The sequence below is a fragment of the Massilia niastensis DSM 21313 genome (assembly GCF_000382345.1).
GTDB lineage: Bacteria > Pseudomonadota > Gammaproteobacteria > Burkholderiales > Burkholderiaceae_D > Telluria > Telluria niastensis.
In genome coordinates this window covers 117,724-139,643 of record NZ_KB908083.1, presented here as the reverse complement: position 1 = coordinate 139,643, position 21,920 = coordinate 117,724, and the positions used below count along the sequence as shown (strand labels likewise).

Below are 21,920 nucleotides of genomic sequence, written 5' to 3'. Positions count from 1 at the left end.
CATTATTTCACACGAATGTCGTTTTTGACGGAAGTCACGCCTTTTACGCCACGTGCAAGTTCGACGGCGCGTTGCGCGGATGCCGGATCGGCCACGAAGCCCGACAGCTGGACGTCGCCCTTGAAGGTCTCGACGTTCACTTCGGTGGCTTTCACGCTCGGATCCTGGGCCAGGGCCGCCTTCACCTTGGTGGTGATGACGGCGTCGTCGACGTATTCGCCGGCGCTTTCCTGCTTCGAGGTCGAGACGCAGCCGACGGCGGTGATGGCGACGGTGGCGGCGAAGGCGGCGGTGATGAGGCGTTGTGCGATTTTCATGATGGCTCCTTATTGGTGGTCAAGGGTAAAGCAGTGCCCGGTTGGGCGGGGTTGGGCGGTGCCGGCATGGCCGGCCCGCGGTTCTTCATTTGCCATAGGCGGTCCTGGCGGCGCTCACGCACTGGTCCTTGGCGGCGCCGGCGTAGGCATCGCACTTCTCCAGCGCGACGCGGTACTCGGCGGTGATCTTGTCCTCGCGCGCATCGAGGCGCGCTTCCATGCTCTTGCGGTCGGCCTTGGCGTCGGCCTGGGCCGCGATCAGGGTGGCCTTGGCCTGCTCCATGCAGACATCCTTGTCGTTGCCGGTCAGGGCCTCGCAGCGCACCTTGTCGCGGTCGTGGTTCGCCGAGGCGATGCGCAGCCGCGCCTGGGTATAGGCCGCCAGGGTGTTCTTGTAGGCGGCGTTCGCTTCTTCCTCGACGCGCACCCTGGCGGCGCGGGCCTCGGCCACGCACAGCTCATGGGGGTTGCCGGCGATCAGGTCGCACTTGGCGCGCGCCGCCTTGTAGTTCGCTTCGGCCATGGCGCGTGCCTGCTCGTAGGCGGTCCTGGCGTCCGGCACCGGCTGCTGGGCGCGGCCGTGTCCGGCCCAGGCCAGCGCCGCGCCGATCATCAATACCGCATGAGAGCTTTTCATTTTTTCTTCTCCGTTTGTCAACGCTCATGCTCTTTTTACACGTGGCGCCGCGCGCCTTCTGTTCGGTGTCGAACACATCAGCAACAGAAGAGCTTCCAGACCTCGACGAGGTCGACAGGTGGGTGCGACACCGCACAGACCCACCAAAGTCCCAGTTTTATTCTGGCATCATACTTTTGTCAGGAGAACAACATGAAAACAACCCGTACCCTTGCCGCCGCCGTGCTGGCTGCCGGCGCTTTTCTCTCCGGCTGCGCGAGTACCAGTTCCCAGCCGCACTACGGCAGCGGCAGCGCCAGCAGCGGCGGCTATAACAGCGGCTACGACAACACGGCGTCGATGGGCTATGGCGTGATCGAAACGATCCAGGTCACCCAGGCCAACGGCGGCCGCACCAGCGGCGCCGGCGCCGTCCTCGGCGGCGTGGTGGGCGCACTGGCGGGTAACCAGGTCGGCAGCGGCAGCGGCCGTACCGCGGCCACCGTCGCCGGCGGCGTGGCCGGCGCGGCCATCGGCAACCGGGTCGAGGCTAACCGGAACACCACCGGCCAGGAGCTGTACCAGATCAACGTGCGCATGGATAACGGCGAATACCGAACCGTGACCCAGGACAGCGCCTACGACTTGCGCGTGGGTAACCGCGTGCGCATCGTCGACGGCCGCGTCTATCGCTATTGATCCCCGCCGGCGCACCTGCGCCGGTCCTTCATCCAGCCAGGAGGAAGCATGACCCATGCTCAGCGCGCAGTGCGCGGCGTGCTCGCCTGCGTGCTCGGCATGGCCGCGTGCGCAGCGCAGGCACAGACCGGCACGGCCGGTACCGGCGCGGCCGGCAGCGATGCCGCCGTCGAACCCATCGTCGCACGCCAGCAGGCGCGCGAGATCGCCCAGGGCGATCCGGCCCGCTGGTACCGCGACGACAGCACCCGCCAGGCCCGGCTGCAGACCCTGCAGAAGGAAATCGGCGCGGCGCTGAAGGAAGCGCAGGCCGCCTGCAAGAAGCGGCGCGAGCCCACGCGCAGCGCGTGCCTGCAGGAAGCGCGCGCCACCTGGCGCCAGGACATGGCCCAGGCGCGCAGCCAGGTCGACAGCCAGTAGCCGGCGCCGGCTACATGCCCCGGAACAGGTGCTGGTAGCGCTGGCTGACCGGCAGCCTGGCCGGATGGCCGCGCAGGTGGACCCATAGCGCCCCATCCTCGGTCCGCTGCGCCTGGGCGATGCGCTTGAGCGCGACCAGGTAGCCGCGATGGATCTGCCAGAACGCATCCGGGTCGAGCGCCTCCGCCAGTTCCCGTAGCGGGAGCCGCAGATGGGCTTCCATCGTCTCCGTGACCACGCGGGTATATTTCGCGTCCGAACAGAAATAGATGACGTCGGCCAGGTCGATGAAATGGATGGTCTGGCCGCTCGACGCCTGCAGCCAGACCGGCTGGGCCTTCCTCGGCGCAGGCGGGCGCAAGGCGCGCGCCAGGTCGGGCGGCGGGCTGCCGAGGCGTGCGCGCAGCCGGTCCACGGCGCGCCGCAGGCGTTCCTGGCTGACCGGCTTGAGCACATAGTCGACGGCGCCCTCGTCGAAGGCCGCCACCGCATGCTCGTGATGCGCGGTGACGAAGACGACGTGGCTGCGTCCGCCGAACACATGGGCCAGCGCGATCCCGTCCAGCCCGGGCATGCGCACGTCGAGGAAGGCCGCGTCCGGGGCCAGCTCGCGCCCGAGGCGCACCGCATCGATCCCGTCGACCGCTTCGCCGACGATCTCGGCCTCGGGCCAGAGTTCGGCCAGCATCTCGCGCAGTTCGGCGCGCAGCAGCGGCTCGTCGTCGGCGATCAGGATGCGCGGGCGGTTCATGCGGCGGCCGCCCGCGCGCAGGGGATCGTGAGGCGCGCTTCGGTCTGGCCGGCATCGGTGCGCAGCAAGTCGAAACCGGCCGCGCCGCCATACAGCGCCGCCAGCCGCTCGCGCAGGTTGCGCAGCCCTACCCCGTTGCCGAGCACGGCATTGCCGATGCCGGGCCCGTCGTCGGCCACCGTCAGCAGCAGGAAGGATCCGCGCATGGCGGCGCGCAGCTGGATGCGGACCTCGCCCGGCTGCCGTTCGAGTCCGTGGCGCACCGCGTTTTCGACCAGGGTCATCAGCATCAGCGGCGGCAGGGACAGCCCGGCCAGCGCCTCCGGCACTGCGATCTCGACCCGCAGCCGCTCGCCGAAGCGCAGCCCGACCAGGGCCAGGTAATGGCGCGCCAGCTCGACTTCGCGCCCGACGGTCGAGCTGTCGGCGCGCATGTCGGGCAGCGCGCTGTGCAGGTAGGCGATCAGGTGCTCGAGCATGCGGCCCGCCTTGTCGGGGTCGTGGCGGGTCAGGTAGCGGGTGTTCGCCAGCGTGTTGTAGAGAAAATGCGGCTCGATCTGGGCCTGCAGGGTCTTCAGCTCGGCGGCGAGCGCGGCCTGCTGCAGGCGCGCGATCTGCTGGGCCCGGTACTGGATCTGGGCCCGCCAGAGCGGCAAGCCCAGCGCCAGCGCACCGACACCGAGCGCCGCGGCCAGCACCTGCTGGTCGGACAGTCGCGCCTGGCCGGAAGCCGCCAGCCAGTGCCGGTAGAACAGCAGTCCGATGGCGGCGCCGAGCGCCAGCAGCAGCCAGGCTGCGGTCCAGGACACTGGTCCGCGCCGCAGCCGCAGCGCGCCGTTCATGCCGGCCGAGCCGCACAGGATGGGCAGCAGGAGCGCGCCGAACAGGCCGAGCCACCGGTCCGCCTGCAGCGCCCAGGCGAGGGCCAGGCAAGCGGCGCCGCAGGCCGCGCTCAGTGCGAGCTGGAGCGGGGTGCAGGCATGGGTGCGCCGCAGCGCGGCCCGCACTGCCCCGCCGTCGGCGCGGATCGGGGCGGCGCTCACAGCGTGGGCTGCGCCGGCAAGGGACGGGATGCGAAGCGGTCGACCGGCACCTCCTGGCCGACCGGCTCGAGCGTCAAGCCATCGATCCACACCTGGCCCCGGCCGCTTCCGACGACCCCGAAGGCCACCACGGCGGCATTGGGCGGCACATCCAGGGTGACGGTCCTTTCCTGCCAGTCGGTGCTGCCGCGGATCGGCTTGTCGGCGCTGTTGTAGAACGCGGCGCTGTGGCGGTTCGGCGCATCGATGCGCATCCACAGGCCGGCATAATTGCTGATGTCCTCGGTCTTGATGCGGGCCTTGAACTGCAGCCGCTTGCCGAGATAGTTCTTTGCGGAGATAACCTGGGTCAGCGAACCCCAGGCCTGGGCGTCTGCGCTCTCGTTGCGCAGGAACTTCGCGCCGCGCGCGTCCTTCGCGTCCGAGGTCTCGACCCCGGCGCTGAACTTGTCGGCCGCCGGGCCGCCCACCACCCAGGCAGCGGGCAGCGGATCGGGCGCGGCCGCCAGTGCGAGCAGCGAGGTGGTGGCCATGGCGGCCAGCAGAACGGTGTGTGGCTTCATCCTTTGTCTCCGGTTGCATGACGGCTTGTCATGCAGGCAGTCTGACCCTGCCGGGCCCGGTGCGGACGGCCTCGCGACGGGCGCCCCTGCCATGGCGACGAGCGCCGGCAGGCGCGGATGAACGCTTCCGGCGCCGGCATGCGTCGGGAGGAGGCAGCGGCGCCGCTCCACGTTCACCGGGTGGACGGGAGCACCAGATTATCAGATTGCCATTGCGCAAAATACGCGGATTTTCACGCCCGTGAAACCGGCCCCATGCGCTGGCGACAGGCAAAAAAAGACGGCGTCCAATCCCCGATTGCGACGCCGCTCAAGCCCCACCATATTCTTTGCAGAGAGTCCTGTTCTTGTAAAGCGTTTACTCAGGCCTCCAGTTGCTTTGCACGCCGGCGGTTCACATACCAGCCCAGCGCCCCCAGCACCACGACCGCGCCCACCGCCTGCTTGCCGAGCCGGCGCTGGCGCACAAAATTGACCACGGCCAGCGCATACGGCATCAGGATCGATACATTCGTGCCGGTCGGTTTCAGCAGCGCATCGGCCCGCGCGCGCAGCGCCCAGGTCGCATGGTCGATCGTCGAGTGCAGGATGACTTCAGGCCGGGCCCCGTAGCGGATGTTCGCCTTGGCCTGGGCGACCCCCGCGCGGAAGAACTCGCCCTCGCGCAGCAACTCCTCCTTGCGGGTCGCCGGGTCCAGGCTGTGCTTGTGACCGGCCAGACCGGTCGTTCCGTCATGATTGTGCATAATTTCTCCCCTTCGTGTCGCCGCTTAGAGCAGTGCGTCGCGGTCGCTCTTCAGTTCCTTCATGGTGGCCGGAAAAGCGAGTTTGTTCTGCTTGAGCATGGACAGTCCCTTCGCCACCAGCACTCCCGTGATGAGAAGAAAAATCACGAACATGATCAACAGGATCTTCCAGCCCATCTCGTCCCAGGCCAGCGCGACGATCATCGCCGTACCATAGGCGATCGCGAACCAGGTGGCCATGACCGCCACCGCGAAGATCGCCAGCAGCTCGATGACATGGTTGCGCACCTCGGACATCTCGAGCGCCGCGAGCTCGAGGCGCGAGACGACGAGCCCGAACACGCTCTTGAGCAGACCGGAAATCCCGCCCATCAGGCCGGGGTTTTGCACTACGGCATCATTTTTATCCACGGCAGCCCCCGGCATCCGTTATTCTTTGCGGCTCAGCAGGAGGCCGAGCACCAGGCCGACCCCGGCTGCGATGGCCATCGTGCGCCAGGGATTGTCCTTGACGTAGATATCGGCCGTGTGCGCCAGTTCCTTGCCCTTGACCACGGCCTGGCCCTGCACCTGGCTCGCCCTGCCCACGGCGCGGTCGAGCATCTCCATGCCGCGGGCGCGCAGCTCGTCGGCCTTGACGCCGGTCAGCGAAGCCGCCGCCGTCAGCATGGCCTGCGCATCGTTCACCAGCGCCTTCATGTCGGACTGGGTGGCGTATGTGTTGCCGCTGATCGGGTGATGGCTGCTGCGGGTGGATTCTTGCATGATGTACTCCTTGTGTCGTTGTGTTGTGGTGGGAAGCCGGCCTCAGGCCAGCAGGTCGCGCATGTCGTCCGCATGCTCCTCTTCCACCGCCATGATGTCGATGAGCATGTTGCGCGTGGTGGGGTCCTTGTCGCCGATCGCCGCGATCATCTGGCGGTAGGACTCGATCGCCACCCGCTCGGCGATCAGGTCGGCGCGGATCATCGCCTGCACGTCCTCCGAGTCGTCGTACTCGGCATGGCTGCGCGCGGTCAGGGTCGCCGGGTTGAAGTTCGGCGATCCGTTCAGCTGCACGATGCGCTCGGCGATGCGGTCGGCATGGTCCTGTTCCTGCTGGGCATGCTCGAGGAACTCGGCCTTGACGTGGCCGGTGTTCGGTCCGCTCACCGTGTAGTAGTGACGCTTGTAGCGCAGGACGCACAGCAGCTCGGTGGCCAGCGCGTCGTTGAGCATCGCGATGACCGCCTCGCGGTCGGCCTGGTAGCCCTCGGTCACCGCGCCTTCGTCGAGGTTGGCCGCGGCGCGGCGGATCGCCGCGATGTCGAAGCCGTGCGCCAGGTGGGTCGTCTGTTCCATAGCTATTCCTTTGACTCTGGTTTAAGCCGGCTCAGCGGCTCGCTGCGCGCGGCGGGATCGGCGCGCCCTCGTTCGACAGCACGATCTCGACCCGGCGGTTCAGCTGGCGGTTGCCGGCGTTGTCGTTGGACGCCACCGGGTAGGCCTCGCCGTAGGCGCGCATGGCGACGCGGTCGCGCGGCACGCCCAGCTGGCCGAGCGCCGTGGCGACGGCGTTCGCACGGCGCTGGGAAAGTTCCTGGTTATAGCTGGAGCTGCCGGTACTGTCGGTGAAGCCTTCGATCAGCACGGTGCGCTGCGGGTTCTGCGCCATCACGTCGGCCAGCTTGCGCAGGCTCGCCATGCCGTTCGGGGTCAGGCTGGCCTTGTCGGTGCCGAACAGCACGTCGCCGATGGTGACCACATAGCCGCGCTCGGTCTTGACCGCCTGCAGGTCGGACAGCAGCGATTCCAGCTGGGCGGCGCGCTGGGCCAGGGCCGCGTTCTGCTGCTGGGCGGCGGCGGCCTGCGCCTGGGCCTGGGCGGCCTGGGCCTGGGCGGCCTCGGCGTCGCGCTTGGCACGTTCGGCCTCGGCCGTGCGGGCCTCGAGGCGCACCTGGTCGCGCTGCTGCGAGGCGTTCGCGATCTCGGCTTCGGCGGTCTTGGCCTTGGCCACTTCCTGGGCGGCGGCGATGCGCTGCTTGGCGACGTAGGCCAGGCGGTCGATGTCGTTCAGGCTTTCGCGGCGCGCGGCGGCGGCGTTGGCCTGGTCGAGCGCGTCGCTGGCCTGCTTGAATTCGAGCGGCGCGTGGGTCGCGACCTGCGGGTTGTTGTTGGCGGCGACGAAGTCGGCGCGCGCCTGGTCCAGCGTCGGGGTGGTCATCGGGCCGCTGGCGCAGGCGGTGGCCAGCACGGCGGCGGCCAGCAGGGAAATCATGGGTGCGAATCGTTTCGTGTGTTTCATCGTCTGGGTCCTCTTGTTATTGCGCGCCGGCAGGCGCGGACTCGTGGCGGGGGTGCATCACTGCTGCGACGTGTTGATGCGGTCGACTTCCTCGCGCAGCACGCGCAGGTCTTCGTTCAGCTGGTTCGAGGCGGCGGTCGCCTTGGCCGAGTTGGCCTTGCTCTGCGCCAGCTTGGCGTCGGCCTGGGCCTGGATCGCCAGTTCGCGCGCCAGCTTGTAGTCCTTGGCGGCCAGCGCCTGGTTGGCGCGCATCATCTTGCTGCGCGCCGCCGTGATCTCTTCCGGGGCCAGCTCCGCGGCGCCCGCCGATACCGCGTTCTCGACGGCATTGCGGGACACGGCCACGTCGGCCGTCGCCGGCGCCTTTTGCGGGCTGGCGCAGGCAGTCAGTGCGAGGACCGCAGCGGTGCAGCCGAGGCGGGCCAGCTGGGTCATCGGATGAGTTTTTTCCATTGCGGTCTCCTGGTAAAGAAAATGTTAGATAACGTTATAAACCTGTTATCGCCCGCCTTCGGTACGCTGCCGCACATTCCCTCTTACTGTCGCGCACTACCGCGGTGCACGGGCTCGAGGGGTAGGTGCGGCAACGCACAGCAGCGCTACCGGGCGCGCGCTACGCTCGGCCAATCATCCAGTCATCTTTCAGGAAGGACCGCCATGGCCGAAAGCTCGACGCCGGCGGCGCAAGGCCACAAGCCGGCCCGCCGCAACAAGAAGAAGATCCTGTTGACCCTGCTCGGCATCGCCGTCGCGCTGCCGGTGCTGGCCATCGTATTCATCCTCACCTTCGACTGGAACCGCGCCCGGCCCTGGATCAACGCCAGGGTCAGCGACGCGATCGACCGCCCGTTCGCGATCCGCGGCAACCTGGATGTCGAGTGGGAGCGGCCCGCGAAAACGATGGCCCCGGCCGAGCGCACCTGGCGCGACCACATCCCGTGGCCGCACCTGATCGCCAACGACGTCTACGTGGGCAACCCGGCCGGCATGCCGGTGCGCGACATGGCCAGCGTGCGCCAGTTCTCGTTCTCGCTGAACCCGTTCGGACTGCTGCACCGCACGATCGGGATTCCCCTGCTGCGCTTCGACTCGCCGCGCGTGGACCTGCTGCGCACCGACGCCACCCGCAACAACTGGACCTTCAAGCGCAACGAAGAGCCGTCGCGCTGGAACCTCGACCTCGAGCGCGTGGTGTTCACCGATGGCGTGGTGCATATAAAAGACGCGGTCACCCGGGCGGACGTGACGGCCAAGGTGCGCACCCTGGAGAACGACCGCACCTATGGGGTCGGCTGGACCCTGGACGGCACCTACAACGGCGCCGGCGTGGATGGCGGCGGCAAGGCCGGCGCGGTGCTCTCGCTCAAGCAGCAGGCCACGCCCTACCCGATCCAGGCCGAGTTCCGCTCGCGCAGGACGCGGATCGCCCTCGAAGGCACGGTCACCCGGCCCTCGCAGCTGGCCGCGATCGACTTGAAGCTGGAACTGGCCGGCCCCAGCATGGACCAGCTGTACAACTTCACCGGCATCCTGCTGCCGACCACGGGGCCCTATTCCACCTCGGGCCGGCTGATCGGCACCCTGGGGGAAGACAGCAGCCGCTGGGTGTACGACGGCTTCAAGGGCAAGGTCGGCTCCAGCGACATCGGCGGCCGCCTGGAATTCGTCACCGGCGGCAAGCGTCCTGTCCTGTCCGGCAACGTGCGCTCGCAGCAGCTGGTGTTCACCGACCTGGCGCCGCTGATCGGCGCGGACTCGAATGCGGCCAAGAAGGCGCGCGCCGCCGAGACCCTGCAGCCGGCCGGCAAGGTGCTGCCGGTCGAGGAATTCAGGACCGAGCGCTGGACCAGGCTCGACGCCGACGTGCGCTACGCGGCCGACCGCATCATCCGCGACAAGCAGCTGCCGATCAGCAAGCTGTCGACCCACCTGAAGATGCAGAACGGCGTGCTGACCCTGGATCCGCTCGAGTTCGCCATGGCGGGCGGCAATGTGCGCTCGAACATCCGCCTCGACGGCAGCGGGCGCGAAGGCAAGAACGCGATCCGCGCCACCACCAAGGTCACGGCGCGCCAGATCCAGATCAAGCAGCTGTTCCCGAAGATCGAGCAGCTGCAGGCCACGGTCGGCCAGATCAATGGCGACGCCCAGCTGTCGGCGGTCGGGAACTCGGTGGCCAGCCTGCTGGCGGCCTCGAACGGCGAGCTCAAGACGGTGATCAACCAGGGCCAGGTCAGCAAGATGCTGCTGGAAATGATGGGACTCAACGTGGGCAACATCATCCTGACCAAGCTGTTCGGCGACAAGCAGGTCAAGCTGAACTGCATGGCGACCGACTTCGCCGTCACCAACGGCATCGCGCGCACGCGCAGCTTCGTGGTCGATACCGAGGAAGCGATCATCACGGTCGACGGCGCCATCAACCTGGCCGGCGAGCAGATGGACCTGCGCATCAATCCGCAGACCAAGGCGCTGCGCCTGTTCTCGCTGCGCTCGCCGCTGTATGTGCGCGGCACCTTCAGCCAGCCGGACGTCTCGGTCGACAAGGGCGTGCTGGCGATGAAGGCGGGCGGCGCCGCCGCCCTGGCGGTCGCCGCCGCGCCGGTGGCGGCCCTGCTGCCCCTGATTAACGCCGGGCCGGGCCGGGACAGCGATTGCGCGCGCCTGGTGGCCCAGGCGAAGGAAAAGCCGACCGCCCCGCCGCCGGGCAAGCTGCAGCGCCAATGAAGAAAGATTTAATCTGTGCAGCATCCGTGTGTTGCCGAACAGATCAGATGGAAGGCCGGTTTTAAGCTGGATCCAGGTCATCGATGATTGAAATACTGGAATGAACGGACACTGCGACATGAGGCATTTCGGCGGCGCCACCGCCCTGCTGGCCCTGCTGGCACTGGGCGGGCTTGCCGGATGCGGGTCGAACGAACCCCGGCGTAGCGACACCCGACATGGCGTTGCCGAGGCGTTCGACGATGCGGGGATCACCGCCGGAGTGAAGGCGGCGATCCTGCGGGATCCGGAATTGAAGGTATCCGATATCAATGTCGAGACTTCCCAGGGCGTCGTTCAGCTGAGCGGCTTCGTCGGCTCGGCGGACAGCGTGGCGGCCGCAGCGACGGTCGCCCGCACCGTCAGGGGCGTCAAGTCGGTCAGGAATGACCTGCGCCTGAAGTAGAACCCACCGTAAGGAGAATCCTATGAAAACGATCAAGAAACTGGTAGTGACCGCCTCGCTGGCAACTGTCGCGCTTGGCATGGCCGGCTGCTCGAACATGTCCAAGCAGGACCGTAACACCGCGATCGGCGCCGGCGCCGGCGCGGTCATCGGCGGCGCCCTGACCGGCGGCAGCGCAGCCGGCACCGTCGGCGGCGCAGCGGTCGGCGGCGTGATCGGCAACCAGGTCAAACAGACCAACTAAGCCTTATCCGGTTGCCAACGAACGCCCGGCTCGCCGGGCGTTTGTGTTTTTTGTAAGCAAATGTTAACAAAGCAATGCTCGAAAGACACACTCCGGGGGGGCTGGGTAAGCGCCTCGCCGGACCGCCCCCGGCGGTTCCCGCTGCCGCACGCCGCGGTCTGCTACACGAAGGCCTCGCTCACCGGTATCGCCCCCGCCTCCTTGACGATCTCGTAACAGGTGCACGCCGCCGCCGCCAGCCTCTGCGGATCGAGGATCTCGATGTTCCCCCGGCTGTAATTGATCAGTCCCTGCTGCTGCAGCGCGCTGGCCGCCTTGGTCACGCCGACCCGGCGCACGCCGAGGGTATGGGCCAGGAATTCATGCGTCAGGTGGAAACGGTCGGACTGCAGCCGGTCGCGCGTGACCAGCAGCGAGCGCGCCAGGCGCGCTTCCAGCACGTGGAAGCGGCTGCAGACGGCGATCTGGATCGCCTGCGCCAGCAGGGTGTCGGTATAGCGGTACAGCACCCGCTGCAGCGGCGCATTGCGCGCCACCTCGGCGCGGAAGCGTTCGCTGTCCATGCGGCCGGCGCTGCCGGCGCGCTGCACCACCGCGCGCACCTGGGTGTTCTCATGGCCCAGCGCAACGGTCGCGCCCAGCATGCCTTCGCGCCCGACCTGCCCCACTTCCAGGGTCATGCGGCCGCCCGCCACGCCCAGCAGCGAGACCAGGCAATCATGGGGAAAGTAGATGTGGCGGATCGGCTCGCCCGCCTCGAACAGCACGTCGCCCACTTCCACCTTCACCGGATCGAGCAGGGGCAGGATCCGGGCCAGTTCCTGGGCCGGCAAGGCTGCCAGCAGCAGGTTACTGTTGTGCTCGGTGACAGGCGGGTGTGCGGCGAAATTCATCGGGTCCTCGGGTGGTGTCAACATGGCAAGCCCGTGGGCGGCGTGTCGGATACATTTGCAAACAATTTAGGTCAGCGTAACCGCCCCCGCACGAGCGAGTATGTACGGTGACGCACGGAACTGCTCGTTGTTCCCAGCGACAATATTTGCACGACAAGGCGTGCCGTTTCCCCGGCGCCGCCTCAACTGGAAAGGACCAAACATGAACAACCCACCAATTCCCCCCGCGCAGGGCCGGCACCATCCCCTGATGCTGCTGGCCGCGGTCGCCGTCCTGCTGTTCAGCCTGATCGGCACCGCCGCCATCATGGGCTGGATTCCCTCTTCCATCGGTGGCAACGCGAACCGCCCGCTGAGCGAGGCGGACCGCCTGGCGCTGGCCTCCAGCCTGCCGCAGGGCGCCCCGCAGCCGGGTGTGGCGCCGGCGATCGCGGGCCAGCAGCTCGCGCAGGGCTATGCGGCGCAGCCGGGCATGGCCCCGGCCTATCCGGCACAGCAGGCGCAACAGGCCACTGCGGCGCCGGCGCCGGCGCCGGTCGTCCATGAAGAGCCCGTCCAGAAGCCGGCCAGGAAAGCGACCCAGGTCGCGGCCGCCGACAGCGAACGCAACTGGTGCTCGAACTGCGGCAACGTGGAATCGGTCCGCACCATCACCCAGCGTGGCGAAGGCAGCGGCCTGGGTGCGGCCGGCGGCGCCGTGCTGGGCGGCCTGCTGGGCAGCCAGGTCGGCAGCGGCAGCGGCCGCCAGATCGCCACCGTGGCGGGCGCCGTCGGCGGCGCCGTGGCCGGCAACCACGTCGAAGGCAACATGAAGGCCACCACCAGCTACGAGATCCGGGTCCGCCTCGACGACGGCACCCTGCGCACCTTCCGCCAGACCACCCAGCCCTCGTGGCGCTCGGGCGACCGCGTACGCATCGTGAAAGGCCGCCTGCGTTCGGCCGCCTGACCCGGGCTGCATGGCTGGCAGATGGCCAGGCATCCGCATGGAGCCTGGCCAAAAATTTTCTTACTGGCAATGTGCGGTAGCGCACGGAAGAACGGATGAGCTAAACCGACAATCGACTTACGCTGAAGCAATGGCGGTGCAGAAACTACCAAGGAGGGAGAAGCCATGAACAACGTAGCGTGGATCGGCATCATCATCTGGGGAATCTTACTCACCGCCTTCGGGCTGCTGTCGGTGCCGTCGCCGGCTGAAACGGACGGGACGGTACAGGCGCACGACGTGGTATTCCTGGTCGCGGGAGGGATGCTCACCTGCCTGATCGGCATCACCGGGCTGATGGGCCTGATGGGCTGGATTCCGGGCTTGCGTAAAGTTAAAAGTTGAGCTGAATGTACGCCATCGAACGGTGGTCAACAGGGGTGGCAAGCATACTGGAATCACAGCGCGCATGGCGCATGAAACTCAGTTGAGGAGACCCATTATGCTTTACACAATCGCAGTGATCCTGATCGTTCTCTGGCTGCTCGGGCTGGTGACTTCGTACACCATCGGCGGCTTCATCCATATCCTGCTGGTCGTCGCGGTCATCATGATCCTGGTTCGCCTGATCAGTGGGCGCGGCATATAGCAATGAATTGCAGTAGTAACCCAATCCGTTTCGCGGTCGCGCCTGCAACGGGGCGCGACCCCGAAACGGATTTTTTTGAAGGAGAACAATATGCATTCCAAACTCACCAAATCGGCCGCGGCCGTCGCCATCGTGGCCATGACCCTCACCGGCTGCGCTGAAATGTCCCCGACCCAGAAAGGCACGGCGACCGGCGCCGGCATCGGCGCCGGCCTGGGCGCCATCATCGGCGGCACCACCAGCGGCGGCGGCAGCGGCCGCGCGACCCGTGGCGCGCTGATCGGCGGCGCCGCCGGCGCGGTCATCGGCAATATCTGGTCGAAGCGCATGGAAGCGCAGAAGCAGGCGATGGAACAGGCGACCCAGGGCACCGGCGTGCAGGTCAGCCAGACCTCGGACAACCGCCTGAAGCTGGAGATCCCGAGCGACATCTCGTTCGACACCGGCCGTGCCGACATCAAGTCGAACTTCCAGCCGATCCTGCAGCGCTTCGCCACCACCCTGCAGGAAAATCCGGCCACCACCGTGACCATCATCGGCCATACCGACAACACCGGCAGCGACAGCATCAACCAGCCGCTGTCGGTCGACCGCGCCTCGCGCACCCGCGACTACCTCGCCGGCCGCGGCGTGAACCCGGGCCGCATCACGATCGAAGGCCGCGGCTCGCGCGAGCCGATCGCGGCCAACACCGACAACTCGGGCCGCGCCCGCAACCGCCGCGTCGAGATCTACGTCGCCGAACCCGCACGTCAGGGCTGACCCCCTGGTGATGGCGGGCTGCGGGTGCCGGTCGGACCTGCAGCGCGATGCAAGCCGCCTGGTGCAAGCCGGGCGGCTTTTTTTCGGATCAGGTGTTCTCGGTGAACGCCAGGTACAGCTCGCGCGCCTTGCGCGCCACCGGGCCGGCCTCCATGACGTGTCCTTCATACCGGGTGCATGGCGTGACCTTGCCGTAGTTGCCGGTACTGAAGATCTCGCGCGCGGCCCCGAGCTCTTCCTCCTTGACCGTGCGCTCTTCCACCTTGACGCCCGCCTGCTCCAGCAGCACGATCACGCGCGCCCGGGTGATGCCGGCCAGGAAAGTGCCGTTCAGCTTCGGCGTCACCACCGCGCCCTCCGGCGTCACCAGGAACAGGTTCGAGGCCGCGAATTCGGCCACGTTGCCGTCCGCGTCCAGCATGATCGCCTGGTCGAAGCCGCGCTCCCTGGCTTCGCGCATGGCGCGGGTCGAGTTCGCGTACAGGGCCGAGGCCTTGGCGTCGGTGGGGGCCATGGTCGGCTGCGGGCGGCGCAGGGTCGACAGGCAGGCCGAGAAGCCGGCGAAGGGCGGCAGCGGCGCGTCGAACAGGGTCAGCGCGAACTGGCTCTTCTCGGCCACCGGGATCAGGAAGCCCTCGGAACCGAACACCAGCGGACGAATGTACAGCTCGGCGTCGGCCGGGAATTTCGCCACGCCCTCGCGCACCAGCGCTTCCATCTCCGCCACGCTCAGGGGGCAGCGCAGGCCCAGCTTCTCGGCCGAGGCAATCACGCGCTCCAGGTGCGGGCGCAGGTCGGGCAGCTTGCCGCGGATCGCGCGCGCGCCGTCGAAGACGGACGAACCCAGCCACAGGCTGTGGTCCATCGCGCCGTACAAAGGCGTATTCCCTTCGGCCCATTGGCCATTGTAATAAGTCAGGTACATCTCATCCTCGGTCGAAACAGAACCAAACCAGTGTATCGGCTCCGCCCCCTTGCCGTCCAGTTCGCATACTGTTCGTTGCCGAACCATGTTGACCGTGTCCCTCGCGTACACTGTAGCTTTCCACAGTAGTTGTTGTCCATGCTAGCAATTCTCGAACAAATCGATCCGAACAGTGACAACATCGACCTCCTGGTCCAGCTGGTCGAGCGCCTGCGGCCGCGCCAGCGCTGGGTGTGGCAGCAGCCGGACGATCCCGCGCAGGCGGTCCGCACGCTGATCCAGCTGCTCAAGGGGAACCCTGTGCATGCCTGGAAGCTGCGCCGCTATGTCACCGCCCTGCTCGAGACCCGCCGCCATACCAGCCTGTACAGCGATATCGGCATCCTCTCGAACGACGGCTTCGTCACCGAGCTGAAGCGCCGCGTCACCTACCGTTTCCTGCCGCCCGCCCTGAACGACCTGTACCTGTCCGACGCCCTCGACCAGGTGCTGTACCGCGAGGACGACTACGAATGGATCCGGCTGGTGCCGAACGCCGACTGGATGGAATTGTTCGACATCGTCGCCGACGCCCCGCCGCCGGACGACGCCACGCCCGACCGCGCGCGCCAGGTCACCCTGATGGGCCTGCTCGATGCGATCCGCACCCTGTCCTGCCGCATCTGCGCCCTGGGCCTGGAGCCGCGCCTGGTGCACAGCTACAGCGAGATCGAGGACTTCGATTCGCCCTTCCTGATGCAGAACATCGAGGTCAACCGCTACCTCGACGAATACGCGCGCTATCTCGGGGGGAAGATCGCCCAGCCCGAGGATGCGCGCCACCTGCTGGTGATGCTCGACCAGTGCCAGGAAGTGGTGCTCAAGATCCGCCGCGGCGCCTTGAGCTCCGGCACCAGCGTCGCCCTCACCTACCTGCTGGTCGCACTCCAGCAGAGCATCGACCGCCTGCACAAGCTGCTCTACCTGGTCGACCTCAGCGGCGAGCTGCCGTCCGCCGCCACGGTGGACCTGGACGCGCTGGCCGGCAGCACGGCGCGCCCGCAGGAGCCGGCCGACAGCGACCGCCGCCTGGCCGCGGTCGACCTGGCCCAGGAACTGATCGAGGCGCACAACACCAAGTACCAGGTCCGTGGCCTGGTGCGCGACAACGTCGACCTGTTGGCGCGCAACATGACGGAAAACGCCAGCCGCACCGGCGAGCACTACATCGCCGAAAGCCGCAAGGAGCTGCGCCAGATGTTCGCCCGGGCCTCCGGGGCCGGCTTCATCGTCGGCTTCATGGCGCTGTTCAAGATCCTGCTCGGCACCCTGCGCAGCCCGCCGCTGGTCGAGGCCTTCCTGTTCAGCATGAACTATTCGCTCGGCTTCGTGTTCGTGCACCTGATGCAGTTCACCATCGCCACCAAGCAGCCGGCCATGACGGCCCAGCGCATCGCCGCCTCGCTGCACCGCGGCGAAAACGGGCGCGGCGTCGACGTCGAGCGGATGGCCGAGCTGGTGAACAAGGTGTTCCGCACCCAGGTCGCCGCCGTGCTCGGCAACGTGCTGGTCGCCTTCCCGGTCGCCTGGGGCATCGCCGAAGCCTGGTTCTACGCCACCGGCCGCCACCTGGTCGATCCGGAAAAGGCGCACCACCTGCTGGCCGACATCGACCCGATCCACAGCCTGGCCCTGTACTATGCCGCGATCGCCGGCGTATGGCTGTTCGTCGCCGGCCTGATCTCGGGCTACTACGACAACAAGGCCCTGTACACCCGCATGGGCCAGCGCGTGCGCCAGCTGCGCGGGCTGCGCCGCGTGCTCGGCGCCGAGCGGCTGGGACGGCTGTCGCAGTACATCGAGGACAACCTGGGCGGCCTGATGGGGAACTTCTTCTTCGGCATCCTGCTCGGCACCACCGGCACCGTCGGCTACCTGCTCGGGCTGCCGCTCGACATCCGCCACATCACCTTCTCGACCGCCAACTTCGCCACCGCCCTGGTCGGCCTCGACTACCAGCTCACGGCTGTACAGCTGGGCAATGCGGCGCTGGGCGTGGTCCTGATCGGCGCCGTCAACCTGCTGGTCAGCTTCGGGCTGGCGCTGTGGGTGGCGCTGCGCGCCCGCAAGATCCGCTTCAAGCGCGGCATCCTGCTGCTGCGCGCACTCGGCCGCCGCTTCCTGTCGGCGCCGGTCGACTTCTTCATCGGGCCGAAAGGCCAGCCGCAGCCGCCGCCCGATACCTTGCCCCTGAAGGGACTGAAATGAAAAACCTCCGCCCGACTGCCTGGTTCTCCCTCCTGGCCTTCGTCTGCATCGTCGCCTCGTGCAAGACCCTGCCCGATGCCGAGCGCCTGCCGGAGAATCCCGCCAAGGCCACCCCGACCGTCGCCACCCAGCAGGGTGCGCTCCGGCAGAAGCAGGCCGCGGAACTGCTGGCGCGGCGCTGGGCCAACGCGACTCCCGACCTGAAGCAGCTGGCGGTGCTGGAAGAACAGGCCACCGGCGTCCCCCTGATCGCCGGCAACAAGGTCTCCCTGCTGTTCGACGGCCCGGCGACCATGCGCGAGATGATGGCGGCGGCGCAGGGCGCCACCGGTTCGATCAACCTGGAGACCTATATCTTCGACCAGGACCCGATCGGCCTGCAGTTCGCCGAGCTGCTGATGGAGAAACGCCGCCAGGGCGTGGTCGTGAACGTGATCGCCGACGGCGTCGGCACCCTGGCGACGCCGTCCGAATTCTTCGACAAGCTGCGCGCGGCCGGGATCAATGTCCTGATCTTCAACCCGGTCAATCCCGCCAAGCGCCCCGGCAAATGGCAGCTGAACAACCGCGACCACCGCAAGATCATGGTGGTCGACGGCAAGGTCGCCTTCACCGGCGGCATCAACATCAGCAGCACCTATGCCAACAGCTCGCTGTTCCGCTCGCGCATGAAGGCCAGCACCGCCGACAGCAGCAAGGTCGGCTGGCGCGACACCCACATCAAGATCGAAGGACCGGCGGTGGCGGCGCTGCAATGGGCCTTCGTCGACAACTGGGTGCACCAGGACGCGGGCGAGCTGCCCAAGGCCGACTACTTCCCGCGCCTGGCGCCGATGGGCGACAAGGTGGTGCGGGTGCTGGCCACCAGCCCGGAGCGCGACTCCGAGATCTATAAATCGCTGCTGGTCGCGATGAACGAGGCCAGGAAGTCGATCCACATCACCTCGGCCTACTTCGTGCCCGACCAGCAGACCGTCGACGCCCTGATCGCCGCGGCGAAACGCGGGGTCGACGTCAAGCTGGTGCTGCCGGGCGTGTCGGACCACGATTTCATCATGTATGCCGGCCAGGCCTTCTATGAGCAGCTGCTCAAGGGCGGGGTGCGCATCTACCAGCTGCAGGTGGCGGTGCTGCACGCGAAGACGGCCGTGATCGACGGCATGTGGTCGACCATCGGCTCGGCCAACATCGACCGCCGCAGCTTCATCCACAACTACGAGATCAACGTGGTGGTGCTCGACCCGGCCTTCGGGCGCGACATGGAAGCCGCGTTCAACGAAGACCTGCGCGACTCGAAGCCGGTGACCCTGGAGGAATGGCGCCGCCGGCCGTGGAGCGACCGGCTGCGCGAGATGCTGTCGCGCCTGACCGAATACTGGATCTGAGCGGAGGCGGCCCGCTACAGGCCGGCCGCCAGCATGCCGTCGATGTGCTCGGTCCAGACGTTACCGCTGCGCATGAACTTGTCGGTGGCGACCAGCTGGAAGCTGTTGTGGATGACGTTCCAGCCGTAGCGGTCGATCTCCACCTTCATCGGCTCGACCCGCACCACGTTGAACGAATTCACCTCGCCGCGCCCGCGGGTCGAGGTCGCGGTGCCGGCCTGGACCACCAGTGCGGCGTATTCGCCCATCTGGTAGCGCTCCGCCGTGCTGCCGGCATGGCTGGCATGCATGTGGCCGGCCATCAGGATGTCGACGCCCGATTCCGAGAACACCTTCATCGCCATCGGCGCGCGGTCGACCAGGTCGCGCTCCTCGAAATGATCGGGCAGGTCGAACGGATGGTGGGTGACCACGATGCGCGTGATCGATGGATCCAGTCCGGACAGGCGCTGGCGGATGCCGTCGATCTGGTCCCTGCTGACCTTGCCGTCCTTGATCGTCAGCGAGCGGGCGGTATTCACCCCGAGCACGGCGATCTCGTCGTCGATGTAGATCGGATCGAGGTCCTCGGTGATGTAGCGCTTGTAGCGCTCGAGCGGCTTCACGAAGCGGCGGAACACGTTGTACAGCGAGATGTCGTGGTTGCCCGGGACGATGATCTGCGGCCCGGGCAGGGTGTCGAGGTAGGCGCGCGCCTCCTCGAACTGCTCGGGACGCGCGCGCTGGGTCAGGTCGCCGGACACCACCAGCACGTCCGGCGCGATCGTTTCGATGAGGTCGCGCAGGGGTCCGAGGAGGACATGGTCGACGCGGCCGAAATGCAGGTCGGACAGGTGGACGAGGGTACGCATCGTGGCTCCTTTCAGATTTCTTCGGGCGGGGCCGAACCGGTCGCGCGCCGCTCGCGTGCAATGCGGCGCCGGTTCAGGGTGGTGGCCCCGGAGAGGCAGATGGCCAGCCAGGCGCAGCCTTCGGCCGTCGCCGCGAGCACGTCCGACAGGTAGTGCGCGCCGAGGTACATGCGCGAGAACGCCACCGAGAAGATCATCAGCGCCGCCAGCACGAAGGGCAGCACCCTGCCCGGCCAGCCGCGCGCCCGGCGCGCGAAGTAACACGCCAGCACGCCGTACAGCACCGTGGCCGCCATCGTATGGCCGCTGGGGAAGCTGTAGGTGCCCAGGCTGACGATGGGTTCCTCGAAATGGGGACGGGCGCGCTCGAAGGTCTCCTTCAGCGCCACGTTCAGCAGCATGCCTCCCGGCACCGCCGACCCCAGCGCCAGCACCCAGTAGCGGTGTCCGCGCCGGTACAGCCAGAGGCCGGCGGCGCACGCCAGGGCCAGCACGCCGGGCGTGCTGTGCAGGTGCGTGAGCACCAGCAGCGCCTGGCGCCACAGGTGGTTGTCGTGGGCATGCGCGTGCAGCCAGTTGGCGACCTCGACATCGAGCCGGGTGATCGGCGCGCCGGCGACGACATCGCCGGCCAGGCGCGCGAAGACGGCCATGGCGGCCACCAGCAGCGCGACGCCGACGGTCAGGTGGAGGCCGTATTCGCCCTCGGGCGAGAAGCGCGCCGCGGCGAAGCGGTGCAGGCGGGGGAAGACATTGTTCAGCATGCTGCACGATATGAGGGTGCTTGGCGAAAAAACCACAAAAATATTTTTACTGTATATCCACACAGTACCTGTAGATTTATACAGTAGTTGTGCTATTCTTTACTTACTGCACAACAACTCGATAAAAAGGAAACGCCATGACCACTCTGAACAGCTCCTTCGGCCTGGAATACGCACCTGTCCCTTTTATGGCCCGCATCGGCCGCCGCGAGATCCGGGTCACCCGTGATTTCCGCAAGCGCTTCTATGCGGTGAACCCGATCATCGAGTGCGACACCGGCGTCGACGCAGGCCACGTCGAGATCCTGCTGTTCCGCCGCTGGCTGCTGATCCTGTCCAGGGCCCACTGAAAATCTCATATTGTTAAGCGAATTTATTCGTTTTCCGATGGATGGCGGGAACGTACTCTACAGGTTCCCAACCATCGAAAGACAACAAATGTTTCGCAAGACAATCATCCGCTCGCTGGCAGCACTGACGCTGCTGGCCCAGTCCGCGGCTTTCGCGGCAGACGTTACCCTGCTCAACGTTTCGTACGATCCGACGCGTGAGCTCTACCAGGATTTCGACGCCGCGTTCGCCCGCCACTGGAAGGCAAAGAGCGGTGACAACGTCACGGTCAAGCAATCGCACGGCGGCTCGGGCAAGCAGGCGCGCGCCGTGATCGACGGCCTCCAGGCCGACGTCGTCACGCTGGCGCTTGCTTACGACATCGATGCTATCAGCGAACGTGGGCTGATTGCGCCCGGTTGGGAAAAGGAGCTGAACTATCGCAGCTCGCCTTACACCTCGACCATCGTGTTCCTGGTGCGCAAGGGTAACCCGAAACAGATCCGCGACTGGGGCGACCTGGTCAAGCCGGGCGTGTCCGTGATCACGCCGAACCCGAAGACCTCGGGCGGCGCGCGCTGGAACCACCTGGCGGCCTATGGCTACGCGCTGCGCCAGCCGGGCGGCTCGCCGCAGACGGCGCGCGAGTTCCTGGGACGCCTGTACAAGAACGTGCCGGTGCTCGATTCCGGCGCCCGCGGCGCGACCACCACCTTCGTGGAGCGCGGCATCGGCGACGTGCTGCTGGCCTGGGAAAACGAAGCCCTGCTCGCCCTGCGCGAACTGGGCCCGGACAAGTTCGAGATCATCGCTCCGTCGCTCAGCATCCTGGCCGAGCCGCCGGTGGCCGTGGTCGACAAGAACGTCGACAAGCGCGGCACCCGCAAGGTGGCGCAGGCTTACCTCGAGTACCTGTACAGCGACGAAGGCCAGGAGATCGTTGCCAAGAATTACTACCGTCCGGCGGTGGACCGTTTCGCGAAGAAATACGCGACGCAGTTCCCGAACATCAAGCTGTTCAATATCAGCGAACTGGGCGGCTGGACCCAGGCGCAGAAGGCGCACTTCGCGGATGGCGGCGTGTTCGACCAGATCTATGCGCCTGGCAAGTAATCCCCAGGGTGGACAAGCTTGTCCACGCGTCGATAGTGAGCGGAACGATCATCGAGCCCGATATGGTGCCGATCACTATCGACGCGTCGGCGGCATCGCCGCCAACCCTACCCATCCCTCCTCCTCAGCCATCACCGGCCCCATCAAAAAAACCGCTTGAAATTCCCCCATCGGCCACGACGTGATCTATTCGATAACGCGTGGCCTGCCCGGCGCCG

The 21,920-nt window shown here is 67.1% G+C and carries 28 protein-coding genes; 13 read left to right on the top strand and 15 right to left on the bottom strand.

What is annotated here, in order from left to right:
- Positions 1 to 2: 2 nt before the first annotated feature.
- Both H162_RS0106845 and H162_RS0106840 read right to left on the bottom strand, forming a co-directional pair.
- Complete coding sequence (locus H162_RS0106845) at positions 3 to 317, bottom strand: BON domain-containing protein (RefSeq protein ID WP_020652713.1); 315 nt, start codon at positions 315 to 317, stop codon at positions 3 to 5.
- A gap of 85 nt (positions 318 to 402) precedes the next feature.
- On the bottom strand, positions 403 to 954 hold the full coding sequence (locus H162_RS0106840) for a hypothetical protein (RefSeq protein ID WP_026354329.1): 552 nt from the start codon (positions 952 to 954) through the stop codon (positions 403 to 405).
- A 192-nt stretch (positions 955 to 1,146) separates the two neighbouring features.
- Here H162_RS0106840 and H162_RS0106835 point away from each other — a divergent pair, with 192 nt between their 5' ends.
- The gene (locus H162_RS0106835) at positions 1,147 to 1,632 is read left to right on the top strand and encodes an outer membrane lipoprotein (protein ID WP_020652711.1); all 486 of its coding nucleotides are present in this window, start codon (positions 1,147 to 1,149) and stop codon (positions 1,630 to 1,632) included.
- Between the two features lie 48 nt (positions 1,633 to 1,680).
- The gene (locus H162_RS0106830) at positions 1,681 to 2,052 is read left to right on the top strand and encodes a hypothetical protein (protein ID WP_020652710.1); all 372 of its coding nucleotides are present in this window, start codon (positions 1,681 to 1,683) and stop codon (positions 2,050 to 2,052) included.
- Positions 2,053 to 2,062: 10 nt separating this feature from the next.
- Here H162_RS0106830 and H162_RS0106825 read toward each other — a convergent pair whose 3' ends face one another.
- From H162_RS0106825 to H162_RS0106785, 9 genes are all read right to left on the bottom strand, one after another.
- Entirely contained in the window at positions 2,063 to 2,803 is a 741-nt protein-coding gene (locus H162_RS0106825) for a LytR/AlgR family response regulator transcription factor (RefSeq protein WP_020652709.1), read from the bottom strand.
- Positions 2,800 to 3,846, bottom strand: coding sequence for a sensor histidine kinase (locus tag H162_RS32555; protein ID WP_020652708.1), 1,047 nt, complete (start codon positions 3,844 to 3,846; stop codon positions 2,800 to 2,802). Before H162_RS32555 ends, H162_RS0106825 begins: the two co-directional genes overlap by 4 nt.
- On the bottom strand, positions 3,843 to 4,409 hold the full coding sequence (locus H162_RS0106815) for a hypothetical protein (RefSeq protein WP_020652707.1): 567 nt from the start codon (positions 4,407 to 4,409) through the stop codon (positions 3,843 to 3,845). Before H162_RS0106815 ends, H162_RS32555 begins: the two co-directional genes overlap by 4 nt.
- A gap of 362 nt (positions 4,410 to 4,771) precedes the next feature.
- Positions 4,772 to 5,155 (bottom strand): hypothetical protein, encoded by a 384-nt coding sequence (locus tag H162_RS0106810; protein ID WP_020652706.1) that lies wholly within the window; start codon positions 5,153 to 5,155, stop codon positions 4,772 to 4,774.
- A gap of 24 nt (positions 5,156 to 5,179) precedes the next feature.
- The gene (locus tag H162_RS0106805; protein WP_020652705.1) at positions 5,180 to 5,527 is read right to left on the bottom strand and encodes a phage holin family protein; all 348 of its coding nucleotides are present in this window, start codon (positions 5,525 to 5,527) and stop codon (positions 5,180 to 5,182) included.
- A 57-nt stretch (positions 5,528 to 5,584) separates the two neighbouring features.
- Positions 5,585 to 5,920 carry an ElaB/YgaM/YqjD family protein gene (locus H162_RS0106800; protein WP_020652704.1) on the bottom strand — a complete coding sequence of 112 codons (336 nt, stop codon included), beginning with the start codon at positions 5,918 to 5,920 and terminating at the stop codon, positions 5,585 to 5,587.
- 42 nt (positions 5,921 to 5,962) lie between these two features.
- On the bottom strand, positions 5,963 to 6,496 hold the full coding sequence (locus H162_RS0106795; protein WP_020652703.1) for a ferritin-like domain-containing protein: 534 nt from the start codon (positions 6,494 to 6,496) through the stop codon (positions 5,963 to 5,965).
- 31 nt (positions 6,497 to 6,527) lie between these two features.
- Positions 6,528 to 7,439 carry an OmpA family protein gene (locus tag H162_RS0106790; protein ID WP_026354326.1) on the bottom strand — a complete coding sequence of 304 codons (912 nt, stop codon included), beginning with the start codon at positions 7,437 to 7,439 and terminating at the stop codon, positions 6,528 to 6,530.
- A gap of 57 nt (positions 7,440 to 7,496) precedes the next feature.
- Positions 7,497 to 7,892 (bottom strand): DUF4398 domain-containing protein, encoded by a 396-nt coding sequence (locus H162_RS0106785; RefSeq protein ID WP_026354325.1) that lies wholly within the window; start codon positions 7,890 to 7,892, stop codon positions 7,497 to 7,499.
- A 204-nt stretch (positions 7,893 to 8,096) separates the two neighbouring features.
- Here H162_RS0106785 and H162_RS0106780 point away from each other — a divergent pair, with 204 nt between their 5' ends.
- From H162_RS0106780 to H162_RS0106770, 3 genes are all read left to right on the top strand, one after another.
- Positions 8,097 to 10,166, top strand: a complete 2,070-nt coding sequence (locus H162_RS0106780) for an AsmA family protein (protein ID WP_020652700.1) — start codon at positions 8,097 to 8,099, stop codon at positions 10,164 to 10,166.
- 100 nt (positions 10,167 to 10,266) lie between these two features.
- Positions 10,267 to 10,611 (top strand): BON domain-containing protein, encoded by a 345-nt coding sequence (locus H162_RS0106775; RefSeq protein ID WP_020652699.1) that lies wholly within the window; start codon positions 10,267 to 10,269, stop codon positions 10,609 to 10,611.
- A gap of 22 nt (positions 10,612 to 10,633) precedes the next feature.
- A complete protein-coding gene (locus H162_RS0106770; RefSeq protein WP_020652698.1) occupies positions 10,634 to 10,855 on the top strand; it encodes a YMGG-like glycine zipper-containing protein in 222 nt (73 codons plus the stop codon).
- Between the two features lie 161 nt (positions 10,856 to 11,016).
- Here the strand turns inward: H162_RS0106770 and H162_RS0106765 are convergent, their stop codons facing one another.
- The gene (locus H162_RS0106765) at positions 11,017 to 11,748 is read right to left on the bottom strand and encodes a Crp/Fnr family transcriptional regulator (RefSeq protein ID WP_020652697.1); all 732 of its coding nucleotides are present in this window, start codon (positions 11,746 to 11,748) and stop codon (positions 11,017 to 11,019) included.
- Between the two features lie 202 nt (positions 11,749 to 11,950).
- Between H162_RS0106765 and H162_RS35535 the strand changes: the two genes are divergently transcribed.
- From H162_RS35535 to H162_RS0106745, 4 genes are all read left to right on the top strand, one after another.
- Positions 11,951 to 12,697 carry a glycine zipper 2TM domain-containing protein gene (locus tag H162_RS35535; RefSeq protein ID WP_026354324.1) on the top strand — a complete coding sequence of 249 codons (747 nt, stop codon included), beginning with the start codon at positions 11,951 to 11,953 and terminating at the stop codon, positions 12,695 to 12,697.
- A gap of 165 nt (positions 12,698 to 12,862) precedes the next feature.
- Entirely contained in the window at positions 12,863 to 13,081 is a 219-nt protein-coding gene (locus H162_RS0106755) for a hypothetical protein (protein WP_020652695.1), read from the top strand.
- A gap of 97 nt (positions 13,082 to 13,178) precedes the next feature.
- Positions 13,179 to 13,325, top strand: a complete 147-nt coding sequence (locus H162_RS33920) for a lmo0937 family membrane protein (protein ID WP_020652694.1) — start codon at positions 13,179 to 13,181, stop codon at positions 13,323 to 13,325.
- Positions 13,326 to 13,415: 90 nt separating this feature from the next.
- Positions 13,416 to 14,087, top strand: a complete 672-nt coding sequence (locus tag H162_RS0106745) for a YiaD family glycine zipper/OmpA-like lipoprotein (RefSeq protein ID WP_020652693.1) — start codon at positions 13,416 to 13,418, stop codon at positions 14,085 to 14,087.
- Between the two features lie 88 nt (positions 14,088 to 14,175).
- On the opposite strand, the gene H162_RS0106740 is transcribed toward H162_RS0106745, so the two are convergent.
- Positions 14,176 to 15,012: a branched-chain amino acid aminotransferase gene (locus tag H162_RS0106740; protein WP_020652692.1), complete on the bottom strand. Its 837-nt coding sequence runs from the start codon at positions 15,010 to 15,012 to the stop codon at positions 14,176 to 14,178.
- A 138-nt stretch (positions 15,013 to 15,150) separates the two neighbouring features.
- On the opposite strand from H162_RS0106740, the gene H162_RS0106735 reads away from it, so the two are divergent.
- Together H162_RS0106735 and cls are read left to right on the top strand one after the other, a co-directional pair.
- On the top strand, positions 15,151 to 17,259 hold the full coding sequence (locus H162_RS0106735) for a site-specific recombinase (protein ID WP_020652691.1): 2,109 nt from the start codon (positions 15,151 to 15,153) through the stop codon (positions 17,257 to 17,259).
- The gene (cls, locus tag H162_RS0106730; RefSeq protein WP_020652690.1) at positions 17,256 to 18,644 is read left to right on the top strand and encodes a cardiolipin synthase; all 1,389 of its coding nucleotides are present in this window, start codon (positions 17,256 to 17,258) and stop codon (positions 18,642 to 18,644) included. The genes H162_RS0106735 and cls overlap by 4 nt, the downstream gene beginning before the upstream one ends.
- 14 nt (positions 18,645 to 18,658) lie before the next feature.
- Here the strand turns inward: cls and H162_RS0106725 are convergent, their stop codons facing one another.
- Both H162_RS0106725 and H162_RS0106720 read right to left on the bottom strand, forming a co-directional pair.
- Positions 18,659 to 19,495: a metallophosphoesterase family protein gene (locus H162_RS0106725; RefSeq protein ID WP_020652689.1), complete on the bottom strand. Its 837-nt coding sequence runs from the start codon at positions 19,493 to 19,495 to the stop codon at positions 18,659 to 18,661.
- An 11-nt stretch (positions 19,496 to 19,506) separates the two neighbouring features.
- Positions 19,507 to 20,259 (bottom strand): phosphatase PAP2 family protein, encoded by a 753-nt coding sequence (locus tag H162_RS0106720; RefSeq protein WP_020652688.1) that lies wholly within the window; start codon positions 20,257 to 20,259, stop codon positions 19,507 to 19,509.
- 137 nt (positions 20,260 to 20,396) lie between these two features.
- Between H162_RS0106720 and H162_RS0106715 the strand changes: the two genes are divergently transcribed.
- Together H162_RS0106715 and H162_RS0106710 are read left to right on the top strand one after the other, a co-directional pair.
- Positions 20,397 to 20,609: a hypothetical protein gene (locus H162_RS0106715; RefSeq protein WP_020652687.1), complete on the top strand. Its 213-nt coding sequence runs from the start codon at positions 20,397 to 20,399 to the stop codon at positions 20,607 to 20,609.
- Between the two features lie 88 nt (positions 20,610 to 20,697).
- On the top strand, positions 20,698 to 21,702 hold the full coding sequence (locus tag H162_RS0106710) for a sulfate ABC transporter substrate-binding protein (RefSeq protein ID WP_020652686.1): 1,005 nt from the start codon (positions 20,698 to 20,700) through the stop codon (positions 21,700 to 21,702).
- The last annotated feature ends 218 nt before the right edge of the window (positions 21,703 to 21,920 follow it).

Coding starts and splice junctions, on each gene's coding strand:
- H162_RS0106790 (WP_026354326.1), bottom strand. CDS start 7,439: ATGAAACACACGAAACGATTCGCACCCATGATTTCCCTGCTGGCCGCC.
- cls (WP_020652690.1), top strand. CDS start 17,256: ATGAAAAACCTCCGCCCGACTGCCTGGTTCTCCCTCCTGGCCTTCGTC.
- H162_RS0106755 (WP_020652695.1), top strand. CDS start 12,863: ATGAACAACGTAGCGTGGATCGGCATCATCATCTGGGGAATCTTACTC.
- H162_RS0106740 (WP_020652692.1), bottom strand. CDS start 15,012: ATGTACCTGACTTATTACAATGGCCAATGGGCCGAAGGGAATACGCCT.
- H162_RS0106785 (WP_026354325.1), bottom strand. CDS start 7,892: ATGGAAAAAACTCATCCGATGACCCAGCTGGCCCGCCTCGGCTGCACC.
- H162_RS0106845 (WP_020652713.1), bottom strand. CDS start 317: ATGAAAATCGCACAACGCCTCATCACCGCCGCCTTCGCCGCCACCGTC.
- H162_RS0106780 (WP_020652700.1), top strand. CDS start 8,097: ATGGCCGAAAGCTCGACGCCGGCGGCGCAAGGCCACAAGCCGGCCCGC.
- H162_RS0106710 (WP_020652686.1), top strand. CDS start 20,698: ATGTTTCGCAAGACAATCATCCGCTCGCTGGCAGCACTGACGCTGCTG.
- H162_RS0106735 (WP_020652691.1), top strand. CDS start 15,151: ATGCTAGCAATTCTCGAACAAATCGATCCGAACAGTGACAACATCGAC.
- H162_RS0106745 (WP_020652693.1), top strand. CDS start 13,416: ATGCATTCCAAACTCACCAAATCGGCCGCGGCCGTCGCCATCGTGGCC.
- H162_RS0106715 (WP_020652687.1), top strand. CDS start 20,397: ATGACCACTCTGAACAGCTCCTTCGGCCTGGAATACGCACCTGTCCCT.
- H162_RS0106800 (WP_020652704.1), bottom strand. CDS start 5,920: ATGCAAGAATCCACCCGCAGCAGCCATCACCCGATCAGCGGCAACACA.
- H162_RS0106830 (WP_020652710.1), top strand. CDS start 1,681: ATGACCCATGCTCAGCGCGCAGTGCGCGGCGTGCTCGCCTGCGTGCTC.
- H162_RS0106810 (WP_020652706.1), bottom strand. CDS start 5,155: ATGCACAATCATGACGGAACGACCGGTCTGGCCGGTCACAAGCACAGC.
- H162_RS0106720 (WP_020652688.1), bottom strand. CDS start 20,259: ATGCTGAACAATGTCTTCCCCCGCCTGCACCGCTTCGCCGCGGCGCGC.
- H162_RS0106825 (WP_020652709.1), bottom strand. CDS start 2,803: ATGAACCGCCCGCGCATCCTGATCGCCGACGACGAGCCGCTGCTGCGC.
- H162_RS0106835 (WP_020652711.1), top strand. CDS start 1,147: ATGAAAACAACCCGTACCCTTGCCGCCGCCGTGCTGGCTGCCGGCGCT.
- H162_RS0106795 (WP_020652703.1), bottom strand. CDS start 6,496: ATGGAACAGACGACCCACCTGGCGCACGGCTTCGACATCGCGGCGATC.
- H162_RS35535 (WP_026354324.1), top strand. CDS start 11,951: ATGAACAACCCACCAATTCCCCCCGCGCAGGGCCGGCACCATCCCCTG.
- H162_RS0106805 (WP_020652705.1), bottom strand. CDS start 5,527: ATGGGCGGGATTTCCGGTCTGCTCAAGAGCGTGTTCGGGCTCGTCGTC.
- H162_RS0106840 (WP_026354329.1), bottom strand. CDS start 954: ATGAAAAGCTCTCATGCGGTATTGATGATCGGCGCGGCGCTGGCCTGG.
- H162_RS0106725 (WP_020652689.1), bottom strand. CDS start 19,495: ATGCGTACCCTCGTCCACCTGTCCGACCTGCATTTCGGCCGCGTCGAC.
- H162_RS0106765 (WP_020652697.1), bottom strand. CDS start 11,748: ATGAATTTCGCCGCACACCCGCCTGTCACCGAGCACAACAGTAACCTG.
- H162_RS0106815 (WP_020652707.1), bottom strand. CDS start 4,409: ATGAAGCCACACACCGTTCTGCTGGCCGCCATGGCCACCACCTCGCTG.
- H162_RS0106770 (WP_020652698.1), top strand. CDS start 10,634: ATGAAAACGATCAAGAAACTGGTAGTGACCGCCTCGCTGGCAACTGTC.
- H162_RS33920 (WP_020652694.1), top strand. CDS start 13,179: ATGCTTTACACAATCGCAGTGATCCTGATCGTTCTCTGGCTGCTCGGG.
- H162_RS0106775 (WP_020652699.1), top strand. CDS start 10,267: ATGAACGGACACTGCGACATGAGGCATTTCGGCGGCGCCACCGCCCTG.